At 68.3% G+C, this 16825-nt stretch carries 14 protein-coding genes; 6 read left to right on the forward strand and 8 right to left on the reverse strand.

What is annotated here, in order from left to right; translation table 11 throughout:
• Positions 1 to 64 precede the first annotated feature (64 nt).
• The 6 genes from denD to SNOV_RS20370 all read right to left on the reverse strand — a co-directional run bounded on the left by denD (position 65) and on the right by SNOV_RS20370 (position 6948).
• The gene (gene denD / locus SNOV_RS20345; protein ID WP_013168858.1) at positions 65 to 1054 is read right to left on the reverse strand and encodes a D-erythronate dehydrogenase; all 990 of its coding nucleotides are present in this window, start codon (positions 1052 to 1054) and stop codon (positions 65 to 67) included.
• A 172-nt stretch (positions 1055 to 1226) separates the two neighbouring features.
• Complete coding sequence (locus tag SNOV_RS20350) at positions 1227 to 2870, reverse strand: Na+/H+ antiporter (protein ID WP_013168859.1); 1644 nt, start codon at positions 2868 to 2870, stop codon at positions 1227 to 1229.
• A 350-nt stretch (positions 2871 to 3220) separates the two neighbouring features.
• The gene (locus tag SNOV_RS20355; protein ID WP_013168860.1) at positions 3221 to 3973 is read right to left on the reverse strand and encodes an SDR family NAD(P)-dependent oxidoreductase; all 753 of its coding nucleotides are present in this window, start codon (positions 3971 to 3973) and stop codon (positions 3221 to 3223) included.
• Between the two features lie 32 nt (positions 3974 to 4005).
• A complete protein-coding gene (locus SNOV_RS20360; RefSeq protein ID WP_013168861.1) occupies positions 4006 to 5175 on the reverse strand; it encodes a mandelate racemase/muconate lactonizing enzyme family protein in 1170 nt (389 codons plus the stop codon).
• Between the two features lie 8 nt (positions 5176 to 5183).
• Positions 5184 to 5864 (reverse strand): amino acid ABC transporter permease, encoded by a 681-nt coding sequence (locus tag SNOV_RS20365; protein ID WP_013168862.1) that lies wholly within the window; start codon positions 5862 to 5864, stop codon positions 5184 to 5186.
• A gap of 229 nt (positions 5865 to 6093) precedes the next feature.
• Positions 6094 to 6948 (reverse strand): substrate-binding periplasmic protein, encoded by an 855-nt coding sequence (locus SNOV_RS20370; RefSeq protein WP_013168863.1) that lies wholly within the window; start codon positions 6946 to 6948, stop codon positions 6094 to 6096.
• 187 nt (positions 6949 to 7135) lie between these two features.
• Here SNOV_RS20370 and SNOV_RS20375 point away from each other — a divergent pair, with 187 nt between their 5' ends.
• Positions 7136 to 8323, forward strand: a complete 1188-nt coding sequence (locus tag SNOV_RS20375; RefSeq protein ID WP_013168864.1) for a mandelate racemase/muconate lactonizing enzyme family protein — start codon at positions 7136 to 7138, stop codon at positions 8321 to 8323.
• Positions 8289 to 9101 carry a FadR/GntR family transcriptional regulator gene (locus tag SNOV_RS20380; RefSeq protein WP_013168865.1) on the forward strand — a complete coding sequence of 271 codons (813 nt, stop codon included), beginning with the start codon at positions 8289 to 8291 and terminating at the stop codon, positions 9099 to 9101. Before SNOV_RS20375 ends, SNOV_RS20380 begins: the two co-directional genes overlap by 35 nt.
• A 148-nt stretch (positions 9102 to 9249) precedes the next feature.
• Here the strand turns inward: SNOV_RS20380 and SNOV_RS20385 are convergent, their stop codons facing one another.
• Complete coding sequence (locus SNOV_RS20385; RefSeq protein WP_013168866.1) at positions 9250 to 10044, reverse strand: enoyl-CoA hydratase/isomerase family protein; 795 nt, start codon at positions 10042 to 10044, stop codon at positions 9250 to 9252.
• A gap of 556 nt (positions 10045 to 10600) precedes the next feature.
• On the opposite strand from SNOV_RS20385, the gene SNOV_RS20390 reads away from it, so the two are divergent.
• The 3 genes from SNOV_RS20390 (at position 10601) to SNOV_RS20400 (ending at position 13693) form a co-directional block, all read left to right on the forward strand.
• Entirely contained in the window at positions 10601 to 11587 is a 987-nt protein-coding gene (locus SNOV_RS20390; protein ID WP_013168867.1) for a Bug family tripartite tricarboxylate transporter substrate binding protein, read from the forward strand.
• 142 nt (positions 11588 to 11729) lie between these two features.
• Positions 11730 to 12188: a tripartite tricarboxylate transporter TctB family protein gene (locus tag SNOV_RS20395; protein WP_013168868.1), complete on the forward strand. Its 459-nt coding sequence runs from the start codon at positions 11730 to 11732 to the stop codon at positions 12186 to 12188.
• Positions 12188 to 13693, forward strand: a complete 1506-nt coding sequence (locus SNOV_RS20400) for a tripartite tricarboxylate transporter permease (protein ID WP_013168869.1) — start codon at positions 12188 to 12190, stop codon at positions 13691 to 13693. The genes SNOV_RS20395 and SNOV_RS20400 overlap by 1 nt, the downstream gene beginning before the upstream one ends.
• 6 nt (positions 13694 to 13699) lie before the next feature.
• Here the strand turns inward: SNOV_RS20400 and SNOV_RS20405 are convergent, their stop codons facing one another.
• A complete protein-coding gene (locus SNOV_RS20405; protein ID WP_013168870.1) occupies positions 13700 to 15190 on the reverse strand; it encodes an FAD-dependent monooxygenase in 1491 nt (496 codons plus the stop codon).
• Positions 15191 to 15466: 276 nt separating this feature from the next.
• Between SNOV_RS20405 and SNOV_RS20410 the strand changes: the two genes are divergently transcribed.
• Positions 15467 to 16789 (forward strand): ABC transporter substrate-binding protein, encoded by a 1323-nt coding sequence (locus tag SNOV_RS20410; RefSeq protein ID WP_041783712.1) that lies wholly within the window; start codon positions 15467 to 15469, stop codon positions 16787 to 16789.
• Positions 16790 to 16825 lie beyond the last annotated feature (36 nt).

Here is a 16825-nt window from a genome sequence, read left to right on the forward strand (position 1 = left end):
GGCCGCGATCCCGGATCGGCCTTTCGGCCGTCCGGGATGACGACGTCAACGCAGGCAGCCGCCCTCACGCCCCCGGCAGCTGGCCGCTGAGCTCGTCCTCGATGTGGATGCGGATGATGTCCTCGAAGGAGGTCTCCGCCTTGAAGCCGAGCGCCTCGGCGCGCCTGGTCTCGAAGCGCTGCGGCCAGCCCTCGATGATGCGCGCCACGACGGGATCGCGCTCGCGGCGGATCAGCGCCACCGCCTTGTCGCCGGCGACGCGGCGCAGCGCCTCGATCTGGTCGCCGACGGTCGCCGACAGCCCCGGCATGGTCAGCGAGCGGCGGTTGCCGAGCGCGCTGGTGTCGAGCTCGCCGGCGCGCTTGATGAAGCCGGTCGCCGCGCGCGGGCTGGCGAACCAGTGGCGCACGCTCTCCGACACCGGCAGCACCGCCTCCTGGCCATTGAGAGGCTCGCGCAGGATGGAGGAGAAGAAGCCGGAAGCGGCGCGGTTCGGCTTGCCGGGGCGGATCGAGATGGTCGGCAGGCGGATGCCGATGCCGTCGAGGAAGCCGCGCCGCGAATAGTCGCCGAGCAGCAATTCGCCGATCGCCTTCTGCGCGCCGTAGCTGGTCAGCGGCGTCAGGAAGAAGTCGTCGGGAATGCTTTCCGGGAAGGGCTCGCCGAACACCGCCAGCGAGGAGGTGAACACCACGCGCGGCTTATAGGAACCTTCCGGCTGGGTGAGGCGGATCGCCTCGAACAGCGCCCGCGTGCCGTCGACATTGATGCGGTAGCCCTTCTCGAAATCGGCCTCGGCCTCGCCGGAGACGATGGCGGCGAGGTGGAAGATCACGTCCGGGCGTCCGGCCACCAGCTGCTCGGCGGTGCCGGGCGCGGAGAGGTCGGCGGTCACCAGGCTCGTCTCGACCGGGGCGCCTTCCGGCATCGGCGGGGCGACGACGTCGGCGAGGGTGAGCTGGTCGGGCGCGCGCCCGTTCAGCCCCTCGCGCAGCAGGGACGCGGTCAGCTTGCGGCCGAGCATGCCGGCCGCACCGATAATCAGGACGTGCATGTGAACTCCGATCTTGCAGGCAGGAAGGGGCGGCTCGCGCGGCGAGGCCTCGGGCAAGGCGGGAGGGCGGGGCGCGCGGTCGCTGGGGGCAGGTTCGCCCGCAGACTTAGATCATGTCCGCGGGAAGTTGAAGCAGGTCCGTGCGCGCCGGCCGGTGCGCGACGCCTGCGCGTCACGCGCCGGGGGCGAGGCGGGTTTCCAGCAGATCGAGCTCGCGCACCAGCTTGCGCACCGTGTCGTCGGTGAGCTGGCGGGTGCGGGCGAGCTGGTAGAATTCGTTGCGCTCGGCGCGGATGCCGGCGAGGCGCAGCTCGCGCTCGATGCGTTCCATCCGGCGCAGATGCTCGGCCGCGTCGCCGGTCTTCGAGCCGCGCTCGATGCGCTGGCGGTAGCTCTCCATGATGCGAGCGCCGGCGTCGGCGTAGAGGTCGGCGTCGCTGCGGCCCTCGCCGAGATCGTGCTGCGCCCGCTCGACCGCCATGATGGCGGCACGGGCGGCAACGAGGCGGGCCTTGTCCTCCTCCTCGTGATGGGTCGGCTCGGGCGGCAGCTTCAGGCCCTTCATCAGGAAGGGCAGGCCGATGCTCGCCGCCAGCAGCGAGACGATGATGACGCCGGCGGCGAGCAATATGGCGAGGTCGCGGGTGGGGAAGGGCGAGCCGTCGTCGAGCAGCAGCGGCAGCGAGAGCACGGCGGCCAGCGTGACGGCGCCGCGCGTACCGGCGAGCGAGGTAGCGGCGATGAGGCGCCAGCTCGGCTTCTCCGCGGTTTCGCCCTTGCGCGCCGCCCGGAACAGGGTGAATTGCAGCGACACCCACACCCACAGGAAGCGCAGCACGGCCACTGCGATGTTGATGGCGACGACATAGACGATGAGCCAGACCGGCTCGCGCTGGCCCGCTTCGCTCACCGCCCGCGTGGCGGCGTGGACGATGGTCGGCAGCTGCTCGCCGAGCAGGACGAAGACCACGCCATTGGCGGAGAACTGGATCATGTCCCAGAAGGCCGCGCGGCGCACGCGGGTGAGCGCCATCACATGGCCCGCCTGCTCGATATGGCTCATCACGATGCCGGCGCTGACCGCCGCCAATATCCCCGAGCCGCCCACCGCCTCGGCGAGCATGTAGGCGCCGAAGGGGATGAGCAGGCTGATGAGGATCTGCGACCCGGTCTCCTCGCCGACCCGCCGCGTGATCCAGTCCTTGGCCACGCCCGCGGCCCAGGTGACGCCTGCGCCGACGCCGACGCCGGCGGTCACGAGCCAGAGGAAATTGCCGAAGGCGTCGATGAGCGAGAAGCTGCCGGTCAGCGCCGCGATGACGGCGAAGCGCATGCAGACGAGGCCGGAGGCGTCGTTCAGCAGCGCCTCGCCCTGCAATATGCGCATCAGCCGGTGCGGGATCGGCGTGCGCGCGGCGATCGCCGACACCGCCACCGGGTCGGTCGGCGAGATCACGGCGGCGAGCGCGAAGGCGACCGCCAGCGGCATGTGCGGGATCATGAAATGCAGGAACAGCCCGACGCCGAGCACGGTGAACACCACCAGCCCGAAGGCGAGCTGCAATATGGTGCCCCGGTCGCGCATCAGCCCGTCCTTGGGGATGCGCCAGCCGTCGAGGAACAGCAGCGGCGGCAGGAACAGGAGGAAGAAGATCTCCGGCTTCAGCTCTACGCCGAGATCGGCGACGGCGGCGATCAGTACGCCCAGAACGATCTGCACCAGCGGCAGCGGCACCGGGAGCGGCAGCGACCGGGTGATCCCGCCACTGGCGACGACGGCGAGGAGCAGGATGAGGGCGGTGGTGATGGCGTCCATGCGCGATCCGATGGGGACGAGGCGGGCAGATCGGGCAGGTATAGTTCAGGCAGCCGCCGGCCGTCGCCTGCGCAGGGTGCGATGATAGCCCGTGGCGCGCACGGTTCTTGCCGGACGGCACGACCGGGTGAGGGCACGAAGCCCTCTGGGCCGCCGGCGTCTGGCTCAGGATTCCGGTTTCAGCTGGATCGACCTCATCCTGAGGTGCCCGGCCGGGAGGCCGGGCCTCGAAGGATGCTCGTCCGGGTGCTCTTTACACGACCATCCTTCGAGGCTCGCTGCGCGAGCACCTCAGGATGGGGCGCTTTTCGGGTTGGGCTCGGGATGACGACTGGCGGGGCGAGCCGGCCTCAATACACCGCGCGCCCGCCGGAAATGTCGAACACCGCGCCGGTGGAGAAGGCGCAGTCCTCGGAGGACAGCCAGGCGATCATCGCCGCCACCTCGTCGACGTGCAGGAAGCGTCCCATCGGGATCTTCGACAGCATGAAGTCGATGTGCTCTTGGCTCATCTGGTCGAAGATGTCGGTCTTCGCCGCCGCCGGGGTGACGCAGTTGACGAGGATGTTCGAGCCCGCGAGCTCCTTGCCCAGCGACTTGGTCAGCCCGATCACGCCGGCCTTCGACGCCGAATAGTGCGAGGCGTTGGGGTTGCCCTCCTTGCCGGCGATGGAGGCGACGTTGACGATGCGCCCCCAGCCATTCTTCAGGAGCTCCGGCACCACCGCCTTGCAGGTGAGGAACGGGCCGATCAGGTTGACGTCGACCACCCGGCGCCAGCTCTCCGTGTCGAGCTCCCACAGCTTGCCGTTGCCGCCGGTGATGCCGGCATTGTTGATCAATATGTCGATCTTGCCGTGCGCCTTGAGCGTCGCCTGCGTCGCCGCGTTCACCGAGATCTCTTCGGTCAGCTCGACGATATGGGTGGAGACCTTGCCCAGCGCGAAGAGCGCGCTGGCGGCCTCCGCCAGCCGCCTTCCATCGATGTCCCACAGGGCGACGGTGGCGCCGGATTTCAAGAGCCGTTCGGCGGTGGCGTAGCCGATGCCGCGGGCGCCGCCGGTGACGATGGCGACGCGCCCCTTCAGGTCGATGGCGTTCATGGCGGCACTTCCTCTTCCCGATCTGCTCGCGCTCAGGCCGGCGCAAAAAACGTTTCAACGTCGGTGGTATAGCGGCCGACGGCCACCGGATCGAGGGCGATGCCGAGGCCGGGCCTGGCCGGGATGCGCAGATAGCCCTCGGCATCGACCGTGAACGGCTCGGCGACGATGCCGTCGAGATAGGGGCTGCCGCCGATGAATTCGACGAGGTCGGACTGCGGCATGGCGGCGGCGAGCTGCAAATCGGCGGCGAGGCCGAGTGCGGTGTTCCAGCCATGGCCGACATATTTCACCCCGAACTCGTCGGCGAGCCAGGCGATGCGGCGCTGCTCGGAGATGCCGCCGACCTTGGTCACGTCCGGCTGCACGATGTCCAGCGCGCCCTTGGCGAGCCAGGGCAGGAAGGCTTGCCGGCGGGTCAGCACCTCGCCGCCGGCGATCGGCACGGGGCTGGCGCGGCGCAGGGCGATGAAATCGTCCAGCGCGTCCGGACGCAGCGCCTCCTCGAACCAGCCGACATCATAGTCCTTCAGCATCTGCGCCGTGTTCAGCGCCCATTTCAACCCCTGCGGCCAATGGGCGTCGGAGGCGCCGGCATCGACGAAGAGCTGCGCGTCCTCGCCCGCCGCCTCGCGCGCGGCGCGCACGATGGCCTCGTCGAGCTTGGCGTCGCCGCGCCGGCCGAACGGTCCCCAGCCGATCTTGAACGCCTTGAAGCCGCGCTCGCGGTGCGGGCCGATCACGGCCGCCATCTGCTCGGGCTCCTCCATCAGCAGCGAGCAATAGGGCTTCACCCGGTCCCTGTAGGTGCCGCCGAGCAGCCGGCCGACCGGCTGGCCCAGCGCCTTGCCGAGAATGTCCCACAGCGCGATGTCGATGCCGCTGATGGCATGGGTGAGCGAGCCGCCGCGGCCCATCCAGAAGGTGTTCTGGTGCATCTTCTCGGTGACGCGCTCGGGCTCCAGCGCGTTCTCGCCGCGCCAGAGCGGCTCCAGCACGTCGACCGCCGCCTTCACCAGCCGCCCGTCGGTGAACACGCTGCCGAAGCCGGTGATGCCCTCTTCCGTATGCACGGCGATCAGCGCATGCACGGAATCCTCCGGGCGGATCTCGGCCGACCAGCCGCCCTTGGGACTCTCGCCGAACAGCGGCGCGACCGCGACCGAGCGGATGGTGACCTTGGGCAGCGAAACATCATGCATGGCGGAACTCAGCTCTTGCCGGGGGCGGCCGCCCAGCCGCGCTGCGACCAGCGCTCCAGGCGCCGGACCAGCAGGGCCGAGGGGTAGCCGACCGCGAAATAGAGGATGGCGGTGACGGTGTAGACGGTGAAGTACTGGTAGTTGCGCGCGGCGATGATCTGGCCGGAGAACATCAGCTCCTGCACCGTCACCACCGAGGCGAGCGCCGTGTCCTTGAACAGGGCGATGAGGTAGTTGCCGAGCGCCGGCAGGACGACGCGGAAGGCCTGCGGGAAGATGACCTTGACGAAGGTGATGGTGGGGCTGAGGCCGAGGCTCTGCGCCGCCTCGTACTGGCTCCTCGGCACCGACTGGATGCCGGAGCGGTACACCTCGCTCATGAAGGCGGAATAGTTGATGGTCAGGCCGATGATGGCGGCGGTGACCGGCTCCAGCCGGATCCCGGCGCTGGGCAGCACGTAATAGATGTAGATGAGCTGCAGGATCAGCGGCGTGGCGCGGATGAACTCGACATAGAAGTCGGCGGGCCAGCGAATCCAGCGCTTCGGCGAGAGCCGTGCCAGCGCGATGGGAATGGCGATCACCCCGGCCAGCAGGATGACGACGACGGTGAGGAAGGTCGTCATGGCGAGGCCCTGCAGGAAGACCGAGCCGTAATCGTTGACGACCGAGAGATCGAGCAGGTTCATGGGTCGGTTCGCCGGGTGTTGCGGGGTCGTGCGGCGAGACTAGCGCGCCGCACGGCCGGGCGCTCCCGGCATGGATCGGCTCATCGCTCACTTTCCCTCATCCCCGGGCTTGACCCGGGCACCCAGGGGACTGGGCGCGCCCGGTCACTGGGTGGCCGGGTCAAGCCCGGCCATGAGGGCGAGAGGGTGGTTGATGCGCTGCACCGCTATTCGGCCCGACGAAGAACGTTCACAGCGGGAAGAAGAACATGTTGCGGTTGGTCAGGCCGTATTTCTTCAGGATGGAAGATGCTTGGCCGTTGCCGCGCACCTCGGCGAGGCCCTGGGTGAAGGCGGAGCGCAACGAGCAGTCCTCCTTGCGCAGCGCGTAGCGGGCATAGCCGTAGCCGAACTTGAAGATCAGCTCGTCGGGAATGGCGACGTTCTGCACGATCTCGATCGGCGAGGCGGCGTTGGCCTTCATGAACTCGATGACCTTCACGTCGTCCTCGAGGATGGCGTCGACGCGGCCGGTGGAGATGGCGGAGAACTCCTCGGCGTCGGTCTGGAAGGCGGTGACCGCGACGCCGATCTTGCGCAGGTACTCGTCCGCCGCCGAGCCGGCGATGGCGCCGATCTTCTTGCCCTTCAGCGTGTCGAAGGAGGTGATGCCGGCCGGGTTGCCCTTGGCGACCACGATGGCCGGGCCGTACCACCAGGCGGGGCCAGTGAAGGACACCGCCTTCAGGCGGTCCGGGGTGACGTGAATGTTGGCCGCGACCACGTCGATGCGCTTGGCGAGCAGCGCCGGGATGAGCTGGCCGAAGGGCATGACCTCGTACTTGAACTTGGTCACGCCGGCCCATTTCAGCGCCGCCTCGACCAGTTCGACATCGAGGCCGGTCGCCTGCTTGGTCGCCGGGTCGAGCGAGGAATAGGGCGGCGAGGGCGAGAAGCCGAGCGTCACGCCCTCGGTCTTGGCCTTGGCGAGCGACGGGTCGCCGCAATTGTCGAACAGCGGCGGGGCCTCGAACTGGAACTCCTGCGCGACGGCGCCGGTGCTCACGACGGCGACGAACAGCGCCGCCAACACGGACTTCAGCATTGCTCACTCCTCTGTCTGGAACGGCCGGCTTGCCGCCGACGCTGTCTTGCGAAAAATATGACTTCTTGAAATTATCCTGTCCAGATGATTTCAGGCCGCGACGGGATGGAATGCAGAAAAATATGATTTATTGTGACGCGAACGAGTGGAGCGCACGGCGCGCGGCGGCCCGGCAGGAAAGAGCGTGATGCGTATCGAGGCGGTCGACTTCTTCTATCTGGCGATGCCGGAGATCACGACGGATGCCGATGGCAGCCAGGACGCGCTGCTGGTGCGGGTGCGGGCCGGCGAGCAAGGGGCGGCCTACGAGGGTTGGGGCGAATGCGAGGCGTCGCCGCTCACCTCGATCGCCGCCTTCGTCGCCCCGATGTCGCACGGCATCTGCCGGCCGGTCGGCGCCTCGGTGCTCGGCCAGGCGATCGACGGGCCGGCCGACATCGCCCGCATCGCCGCGCTGGTCGAGCATGACAGCATGGACCTGCTTCAGGCCGCGCACACCTGGTCGGGCGTGGAGATGGCGCTGTGGGACCTCCTCGGCAAGGTACGCGGCGAGCCGGTCTGGCGGCTCATCGGCTATCAGCGCGCCTATCCGAAGACGCCCTATGCCTCGCTGCTGTTCGGTCCGACGCCGCAGGACACGCTTAGCCGGGCGAAGGACGCGGTGGCGCGCGGCTTCCGCGCCGCCAAGTTCGGCTGGGCCGATTTCGGCGCCGGCGAGCTTGCCCGCGACGTCGACCAACTCGCCGCCGCGCGCGAGGGACTCGGCCCGGAGGCGTTGCTCCTCGTCGATGTCGGGCAGATCTGGGTCGAGGATGTCGAGCGTGCCGCGCTGCGCCTGCCGGCGCTGGAAGAATTCGGCGCCACCTGGCTGGAGGAGCCCTTCCTCGCCAGCGCCTACGAGGCCTATGGCGCCCTCAGCCCCCGCAGCACCAAGGTGAAGCTCGCCGGCGGCGAAGGAGCGCATAATTTCCACATGGCGCGGCACCTCATCGACTATGGCGGCATCGGCTATGTGCAGATCGATTGCGGGCGTATCGGCGGCATCGGCCCGGCCAAGCGCGTCGCCGATTACGCCGCCCCGCGCGGGGTCACCTATGTGAACCACACCTTCACCTCGCATCTCGCGCTTTCCGCCTCTCTGCAACCCTATGCCGGGCTGGAGGCGCACCGGATCTGCGAATATCCGGCGGCGCCGCGCGCGCTCTGCATCGACATGACGAACAACCACCTGCGCCCGGACGCGAATGGTGAGATCATGCTGACCGAGACACCGGGCCTCGGCATCGGGATCGACCTCGCCGCGATCCGGCGTTACCTCGTGGAGACGGAGATCAAGGTCGGTGGACAGACCCTCTACGCCACGCCGGCGCTCTGAGCCGGAGACGGGCGAGCCCGGGGAGGGCGGGGAGCCGCGCGTCCCGCGCCGCTCGGGCTATCGCCTCAGCGGCCTGCAGGGCGGCATCATCACCGAGCTTGGCCGCGCCATCGTCTCCGGCCGCTTCGCGCCGGGCGAATTGCTGCCGCGCGAACCGGCGCTGATGGCCGAGTTCTCCGCCAGCCGCCCCTCGCTGCGCGAGGCGCTCAAGGTGCTGGCCGCCAAGGGCCTGATCGAGATGCGCCAGAAGGTCGGCACGCGGGTGCGCCCGCGCGACCTCTGGAACATGTTCGACAGCGACGTGCTGGCCTGGCATTTCGGCGACGGCGCGGCCGCCGGCCCGCAGCGCGACGGCATGCTGCGCGACCTGATCGAGCTCCGGCAGGTGATCGAGCCTTCCGCCGCCCGTTTCGCGGCCGGGCGCGGCTCGATGGAGGATCTGCGGCGCCTGCGCACCGCCTTGCAGGCGATGGAGGCGGCGGTGGGCGACCTCTCCGCCTATGCGCGCGCCGATGTCGAGTTCCACATGGCGGTGTTCGCCGCCGCGCACAACGCGCTGCTGGCCTCCTTCGCCCATCTCGTAGCCGACTTCCTGCAGCTGAGCTTCTCCATCCAGCAGGAGGCGCTGAACGAGGCCGACAACCGCATCGAGGACGATGTGGGCCAGCACCGCTTGGTGTTCGACGCGATCAACCGCGGCGACGGCGAAGCGGCGGCGCTCGCCATGCGCGACGTGATCCTCAACGGCAAGAACTCGCTGCTGGCGGCGCTCGAGTAGCCGCGCCGCCTGTCCGGCGCCGCCCGTCTTCCGTCATCCCCGGGCTTGGCCCGGGGATCCACGACTTCGGCCGGGCGCCAGGAAAAGGCGTGGATGGCCGGGCCAAGCCCGGCCATGACGTCGTGCAGGTGGCGGCGGTCGCCGGTGTTCAGCGGTTGAACTGCGGCTTGCGGCGCTCGAGGAAGGCGGTGATGGATTCCTTGTAGTCCGGCCCGTCGACCAGCTCCGAGGCGCTGATCTCATGGGCATAGGCGCGGCCCTCGTTCCAGCCGATCTCGTCGATCTTGTTGGCACCGCGCTTGATGGCGCGCACCGCCGCCGAGCTCTTGGAGGCGATTAGTTCGGCGAGCTCCATCGCCTTGCCCATCACCTCGGCCTCGGGCAGCACGTAGTTGATGAAGCCGACCTCCTTCAGCTCCGCCGCGCTCAGCCTGCGGCCGGTGAGGATCATCTCGCGGATGAAGCTGACCGGCATGTTGAGCCGGCTGAAATAGGCGCCGGCGCCGCCAGTGAGGCTGCGGTCCACTTCCGGCATGGAGAAGAACGCCGTGTCGGCGGCGACGATGAGGTCGCAGAAGCTGGCGAACACCATGCCGCCGCCCGGCGCCGGCTTGGTGACGGCGGCGATGGTCGGGCAGGAGAGCCGGTAGAAGCGGTCGGTGATCGCCTCGACATATTCGTGCCGGCTGCGGCGGGTCTCAGAGGTAAGGGTGAGGAATTCCTTCAGGTCGCCGCCGCCGATCCAGGCGCGCGCATCCGGCTTGCAGGCGAAGACGACGACGCGGATGTCGGGCGTCGCCTCGATATGGTCGATGACCTTGTCGAGGCTCTCATAGAGCTCGCGGGAGAGCGCGTTGACCGGCGGGCGGTCGATGGTGAGCACCGCCACGCCATCATTCGTGCGGATGTCGAAGAACGCGAAGTTCGGCTCCTGAGACGTCATCTGTTCCTGGACCTTTCCACCATCTGGGGATCGCCGGCCGGGACGTGAGCCCCGGGCGGCGGCGCGCGCTGGCCGCGCTTGTCGATGCCGTCCCATCTAGCGCAGCCGGACGCGTCGGTAAACGTTTCATTGTAGGTTTCGCCGCTGTTTGGCGGCTTTCCGCTCCACTGCGTTCGTCGTCGGGAGCATGAATCCGGAGGAGGACGAGCCGAATCCCTAGCTGGAATAACAGTGTCGACAGAGGGCTTTGGTTGCCGATGTCGGTACGACGGCCATTCACCGCCACCAACAGCCCGCGCCGAGGGTCGAGTTATATGCAATCGCTCATTCCGTGACGGGGGCGCCCGTAGCCGTCGATCAAGCGGTAGCGTTCGCGTCAGGCTCATTTCTGTCGACAGATTCATTGACAAGAGGCGCGCCCTCGTCTTCACATACGCGCCATGGGCACGAACGGCCGCAGAAGCCGGGACGGCCGCGCGCAAGGGCGCGGCGGTGCTCCAAGCAAGGAACCGGCGCGCCTGGACGCGCGCGGCTCGCCACAGGGAGGAGAAGAGAAATGTCGACGATTAGGCGGCGCGATGCGCTCAAGATGGCCCTGGCCGCGCCGATGGTGCTCGCCGGCGGCCGGCTCGGTGCCCAGGCGCAGACGGCGTGGCCCACGCGGCCCGTGCAGATCATCACCGGCTTCGGCCCGGGCGGCGGCGGCGACATCGCCACCCGCGTCACCTACCAGGCGGTGTCGGAGATCCTGAAGCAGCCGATGGTGGTGGAGAACCGCACCGGCGGCAACTCGCTGGTCGCGGCGCAGGCGGTGCTCGCCCTGCCGCATGACGGTTACGCCTTTCTGATGAACGGCCTGCAGCAGCTCGTCACCCCGCTGCTGATGAAGGACATGCCGGTCAACTACGCCAAGGACTTCCAGCCGGTCACCCAGATGGTGAAGTACCCGGAGACCATCGCGGTCGCCAAGGATTCCCAGTGGAAGACCTTCAAGGAGCTGATGGACTACGCCAAGGCCAATCCCGGCCGCATCCGCTACGGCACCTCGGGCGTCGGCGGCGTGCCGCACATCGTCGCCGAGGCGATCCAGCTCTATGGCGGCGTCAAGTTCGTGAACATCTCCTATCGCGTGGCGCCGGAGATCGCGCGCGACGTGGTCGGCGGCCAGCTCGACCTCGCGGTGCTCAACGTGTCGACGCTGACCCCGATGATTCAGGCCGACAAGGTGCGCCTGCTCGCGGTCGGCAATGACACCCGCCTGAAGGACTTCCCCGACGTGCCGACGCTGGGCGAGCTCGGCCTGCCCAAGGCCAATCATGCCGACTGGGGCGGCATCTTCGCGCCTGCCGCCACGCCGGCCGACATCGTCGCCCAGATGCAGCAGGCGGTGGCGAAGGCGGCCAAGACCCCGTCGGCCTACGACAAGCTCGCCGGGCAGGGCACCCTCATGGTCGGCAGCACCACGGAGGAGTTCAAGGCGTTCCTCGCCAACTGGCAGGGCGTCGTCGAGGAAGTGGTGCGCGAGGCCAAGATCTCGCTCTGATCCCGCTTTGACCACGCCCCGGCCGTGTGCCGCCGCGCGGCCGGCGCACGGCCGGGATCATCCACGCCCGACCGGAGCTTATGCCGCGCGCATGTCGCGGCCACGGGCTCCGGTCCCGCGCCCCGGTGCCCGGTGGAACGCCATGTCCCAGATCAAGAACCTCAACGACGTCATGGTCGGGCTCACGCTCATCGCCATCGCCGTCTTCGCGCTCATCCTTGCCTGGCCGTTGAACCCCGGCACGGTGGCAGCCATGGGCGCGGGCTTCTTCCCGCGCCTGCTCGGCTTCATCCTCATCGGGCTGGGGCTCGCCATCATCGGCCAGGGCTTCGTCACCGAGGGCGAGCCGTTCGAGCGCTGGTTCCCGCGGCAGATCTTCTTCGTGCTCGCCAGCATCCTGTTCTTCGGGCTGGCGATCTTCGACCTCGGCGTGATCCTCGCCGTGTTCGGCACGGTGCTGATCGCCTGCGGCGCGCATCGCGGCACGCGCTACGTCGAGGCCGTGCTGCTGGCCGCCGGCATGACGCTCTTCATCTATCTGGTCTTCCCCTTCGCCCTCGGTCTGCCCATGCAGATCTGGCCCATGGCTCTGGTGCGGTGATGGAAAGCTTCTCCTCGCTCTTTCACGGGCTCTCCATCGCGCTGCAGCCCGGCAACATCGTCTACTGCCTCGCCGGCACGCTGGTCGGCACGCTGATCGGCGTGCTGCCGGGCATCGGCCCGCTCACCGCCATCGCCATCCTGCTGCCCATCACCTTCTACCTGCAGCCGGTCTCGGCGCTGATCATGCTCGCCGGCATCTATTACGGCGCGCAGTATGGCGGCTCGACCACGGCGATCCTGATCAACATGCCCGGCGAGAACTCCTCGGTCGTCACCTGTCTCGACGGCCACCAGATGGCCCGGCGCGGGCGCGCCGGCCCGGCGCTGGCGGTGGCGGCGCTCGCCTCGCTGTTCGCCGGCATCTTCGCCACCTTCGTCATCACCCTGTTCGCGCCGCCGATCTCGCAGCTCGCGCTGATGTTCGGCCCGGCGGAATATTTCTCGCTGATGGTGCTCGGCCTCATCGCGGCGATCGTGCTGGCGCACGGCTCGGTGCTGAAGGCGCTCGGCATGATCGTGCTCGGGCTGCTGCTCGGCTGCGTCGGCACCGACGTCGATTCCGGCTCGCTGCGCATGGCGCTCGGCATTCCCGGCCTGTTCGACGGCATCGGCTTCATCCCGCTCGCCATGGGCCTGTTCGGCGTCGGCGAGATCATCCGCAATCTCGAGAACGTTCAGCACCAGTCGGTGGTCGACAAGAAGGTCAGCAATCTCTGGCCCTCGCGCGACGATTTCCGCCGCTCCTGGCCGGCGGCGACGCGCGGCACCCTCATCGGCTCGATCCTCGGCATCCTGCCGGGCGGCGGCGCCATGCTGAGTTCCTTTGCCGCCTACACGATCGAGAAGCGCATCTCGAAGGAGCCGCAGCGCTTCGGCAAGGGCGCGGTGGAAGGCGTCGCCGCGCCGGAGGCGGCCAACAATGCGGGAGCGCAGACCTCCTTCATCCCGCTGCTGACGCTGGGCATCCCCTCCAACGCCATGATGGCGCTGATGGCCGGCGCGCTGCTCATCCACGGCATCACGCCCGGCCCGCGCGTCATCACCTCGAACCCGGAGATCTTCTGGGGCCTCATCGCCTCGATGCTGGTCGGCAATGCGCTGCTGGTGGTCATCAACCTGCCGCTGATCCGCATCTGGACGCTGCTGCTGCAGGTGCCCTACCACCTGTTCTACCCGATGATCCTCGTCTTCTGCTGCATCGGCGTCTACACGGTGAATTCGAGCGTGATCGACGTCTACCTGCTGCTGATCTTCGGCTTCTTCGGCTATCTGTTCAGCAAGTGGAAATGCGAGCCGGCGCCGCTGCTGCTGGCCTTCGTGCTCGGCCCGCTGATGGAGGAGAACCTGCGCCGTTCCATGCAGGTCTCCTATGGCGATCCGGGCATCTTCTTCACCCGCCCGATCAGCCTCGCTCTGCTCGTCGCGGCCGCCGCCTGCCTGGTGCTGGTGGTGGTCCCCGCCTTCCGGCGCACCCGCGAGGTGGCGTTCCAGGACGAGGACTGACCCTCTTCACGCCGGCCCGGTGCCGGCGGGGCGGAAATGGTTGAGATAGCCGAGGATGGGCTCCCATTCGCCATCCGCCACCGAGATGGCGAGATAGCCGTCCGGCCGCACCAGCTCGATGCCGCCATCGACCGGATTGGCGCGGATCACAGGATCGACCAGATCGCCGAGCGGGCCGGGCGGCTCTCCCGCCCAGGCACCGGCGCGCAGGGTGAAGCGCGGCGTGTCGCCGGCGCCATAGGGCGCCTCGCCCTCGATTGGGGGCATGCGCGAGCCCGCCCGCGGCCCGGCCTCCCAGGAGACGCCGTTGAGCGGGCTGTCGTCGTAGCGCGTCGAGGTCTCGGTCAGCGAGCCCTCCAGCGCGTGCTGCACCGGCGCGAGGCCGAGCACGAACTGCATCAGCGCGTTGCGGATGCGGCGGGCGAGCGTATTCTGGATCGTCGCCATGCGGGTGAGCCGCCCGGAGGCGGCGATCACCCCCGCGCCGACCGCCCGGCGCTCGGGGTCGTAGCTGTCGAGCAGCGCCGGAGCGGTGGAGAGCCCGCGGATGACGAGGGCGAGCTTCCAGGCGAGGTTGATGGCGTCCTGCATGCCCGTGTTCATGCCCTGGCCGCCCGCCGGGCTGTGCACATGGGCGGCGTCGCCGGCGAGGAAGACGCGGTCCGAGCGGTAGCGCTCGACCTGCCGCTCATTGATGCGGAAGGCCGATGTCCAGACCGCGTCCTGCAGCACGATGCCGCCCGGTCCGCGCCGGTCGAGGATGGCCTGGAACGCCTCGAAGCTCGGCGCCGCCGGCGGTGCGCCGGTCGAGCTCCCGAGGCCGGCGATCAGCCGGTAGCGCCCCGGCGCCATCGGGAACAGGACGAGGGGGCCTTCCTCGTGCCAGTAGGTGGCGAGCTCGTTCACCGGGAAGGGCACGCCCGTCATGTGGAAGTCGCCCTGCCCCCAGTCGTCGCCGCGCGTGTCGCCTTCGAAGGCGAGGCCGAGCCGGTGCCGGACCACGCTGTGGGCGCCGTCGCAGGCGACCATCCAGCCGAAGCGCGCGGTTTCCTCGCTTCCGCCGGGATGGCGCAGCGTCGCGGTGATGCCTTCCTCGTCCTGGGTGAAGTCGACGAGGCGCACGCCGAGCTCCGGCCGCACGCCGCGCTCCGCCAGATGCCGCCCCAGCACCCCCTCGGTGCCGCTCTGCGGCAGCATCAGCGCGAAGGGGTAGGGGGTCACGACGTCCTTCAGCTCGATCCGCGCGATGGGCTCGGCGCCGGCGATGATGTTGGCGACGGTGACCTTGTTGCCGCGCGAGACGAGCTCGGCGCTGACCCCGTCGCCGGCGCGCTCCAGGAGTTCCAGCGTGCGCGGCCACAGCGCCACCGCGCGCGAGGTGTAGGCGCGCTCGGTCATCTGGTCGACGAGGCGCACCGGCACACGGTAGCGCGCCAGTTCCAGCGCCATGGTGAGGCCGACCGGACCGGCGCCGACGATGAGGACGGGTTCGGTCATGACCGCTTTCCCTGCCTGGTTCATGGATCGGGCCGCCGTCATTCATGCACGGCGGGGCGTCGACATCCACCGGCGGCGCACGGGACGCGCCGCTACTCAACCGCCGACCTGCCCGAACTAAACACGCGGCACGCTGCAATGCAGCAATGAATGGCACTTGCGTTGTTGAGCAAATCGTACTCAACTAAACACAACACTAAATCTGCCGACGCCAATCGTGCCGATGGAAAATCAATGGAGGGGGCTTGGGCCCACCTCTTTCTCTGGGAGGAGAGCATGCTGAAGAAGTGGGTACCCCTGTTCGGGGCGGCGGCCGTCTGCGCCGCGGCGGCCATGCCCCAGGCGGCGAAAGCCGAGCAGCTGACGCTGTGCTGGGCGGCCTGGGATCCGGCGAATGCGCTGGTGGAACTGTCCAAGGACTTCACCGCCAAGACCGGCACCACGATGACGTTCGAGTTCGTCCCGTGGACGAGCTATGCCGACCGCTTCCTCAACGAGCTCAACTCGAAGGGCAAGCTCTGCGACCTGATCATCGGCGATAGCCAGTGGATCGGCGGCGCGGCGGAGAACGGCCATTACGTGAAGCTGAACGACTTCTTCGCCAAGGAAGGCATCAAGATGGATGACTTCGTGCCGGCGACGGTGGTCGGCTATTCGGAATGGCCGAAGAACACGCCGAACTACTGGGCGCTGCCGGCCATGGGCGACGTGGTCGGCTGGACCTACCGCAAGGACTGGTTCGAGCGTCCCGAGCTCCAGAAGGAGTTCAAGGCCAAGTATGGCTGGGACCTCGCCGCGCCCAAGACCTACGACCAGCTCAAGCAGATCGGCGAGTTCTTCCAGAAGCGGCAGATCGACGGCAAGACCGTCTATGGCGCCTCGATCTACACCGAGCGCGGCTCGGAAGGCATCACCATGGGCGTGACCAACGTCCTCTACGACTGGGGTTTCATGTACGACAACCCCAAGAAGCCCTACGACATGGAGGGCTACGTCAACTCGCCCGACGCGGTGAAGGGGCTGGAGTTCTACAAGGCGCTCTATGACTGCTGCACGCCGCCCGGCGCGTCCAACGTCTACATGGTGGAATCGGCTGACGCCTTCAAATCCGGCCAGGTGGCGATGCAGATGAACTTCGCCTTCACCTGGCCCGGCCTCTACAAGGACGAGAAGGTCGGCGGCAACCGCATCGGCTTCTTCCCGAACCCGAAGGAGAAGTACCACTTCGCCCAGCTCGGCGGGCAGGGCATCTCGGTGGTCTCCTATTCCGACAAGCGCGACGCGGCGCTTCAGTACATCAAGTGGTTCGCCCAGCCCGACGTGCAGGCCAAATGGTGGAAGCTCGGCGGCTTCTCCTGCCTGAAGGCGGTGGTCGACGCCCCCGACTTCAAGACCAGCCAGCCCTACGCCCCGGCCTTCCTCGAATCCATGGCGATCGTGAAGGATTTCTGGGCCGAGCCGAGCTACGCCGAGCTGCTGCAGGCCATGCAGAAGCGGGTGCATGACTACGTCATCGCCAACAAGGGCACGGCCAAGCAGGCGCTGGACGAGCTGGTCGTCGACTGGACCGAGATCTTCAAGGACGACGGCAAGATCTGACGAAGCTCGGCGGCGAGCGCCTGCGTGCTTCGAGAC

It is taken from the genome of Ancylobacter novellus DSM 506 (genome assembly GCF_000092925.1).
Taxonomy (GTDB): Bacteria; Pseudomonadota; Alphaproteobacteria; order Rhizobiales; family Xanthobacteraceae; genus Ancylobacter; species Ancylobacter novellus.

Bases quoted from the DNA above. Each gene is read 5' to 3' on its own strand.
- denD (WP_013168858.1), bottom strand. From the start codon at position 1,054: ATGCACGTCCTGATTATCGGTGCGGCCGGCATGCTCGGCCGCAAGCTG.
- SNOV_RS20350 (WP_013168859.1), bottom strand. From the start codon at position 2,870: ATGGACGCCATCACCACCGCCCTCATCCTGCTCCTCGCCGTCGTCGCC.
- SNOV_RS20355 (WP_013168860.1), bottom strand. From the start codon at position 3,973: ATGAACGCCATCGACCTGAAGGGGCGCGTCGCCATCGTCACCGGCGGC.
- SNOV_RS20360 (WP_013168861.1), bottom strand. From the start codon at position 5,175: ATGCATGATGTTTCGCTGCCCAAGGTCACCATCCGCTCGGTCGCGGTC.
- SNOV_RS20365 (WP_013168862.1), bottom strand. From the start codon at position 5,864: ATGAACCTGCTCGATCTCTCGGTCGTCAACGATTACGGCTCGGTCTTC.
- SNOV_RS20370 (WP_013168863.1), bottom strand. From the start codon at position 6,948: ATGCTGAAGTCCGTGTTGGCGGCGCTGTTCGTCGCCGTCGTGAGCACC.
- SNOV_RS20375 (WP_013168864.1), top strand. From the start codon at position 7,136: ATGCGTATCGAGGCGGTCGACTTCTTCTATCTGGCGATGCCGGAGATC.
- SNOV_RS20385 (WP_013168866.1), bottom strand. From the start codon at position 10,044: ATGACGTCTCAGGAGCCGAACTTCGCGTTCTTCGACATCCGCACGAAT.
- SNOV_RS20390 (WP_013168867.1), top strand. From the start codon at position 10,601: ATGTCGACGATTAGGCGGCGCGATGCGCTCAAGATGGCCCTGGCCGCG.
- SNOV_RS20395 (WP_013168868.1), top strand. From the start codon at position 11,730: ATGTCCCAGATCAAGAACCTCAACGACGTCATGGTCGGGCTCACGCTC.
- SNOV_RS20400 (WP_013168869.1), top strand. From the start codon at position 12,188: ATGGAAAGCTTCTCCTCGCTCTTTCACGGGCTCTCCATCGCGCTGCAG.
- SNOV_RS20405 (WP_013168870.1), bottom strand. From the start codon at position 15,190: ATGACCGAACCCGTCCTCATCGTCGGCGCCGGTCCGGTCGGCCTCACC.
- SNOV_RS20410 (WP_041783712.1), top strand. From the start codon at position 15,467: ATGCTGAAGAAGTGGGTACCCCTGTTCGGGGCGGCGGCCGTCTGCGCC.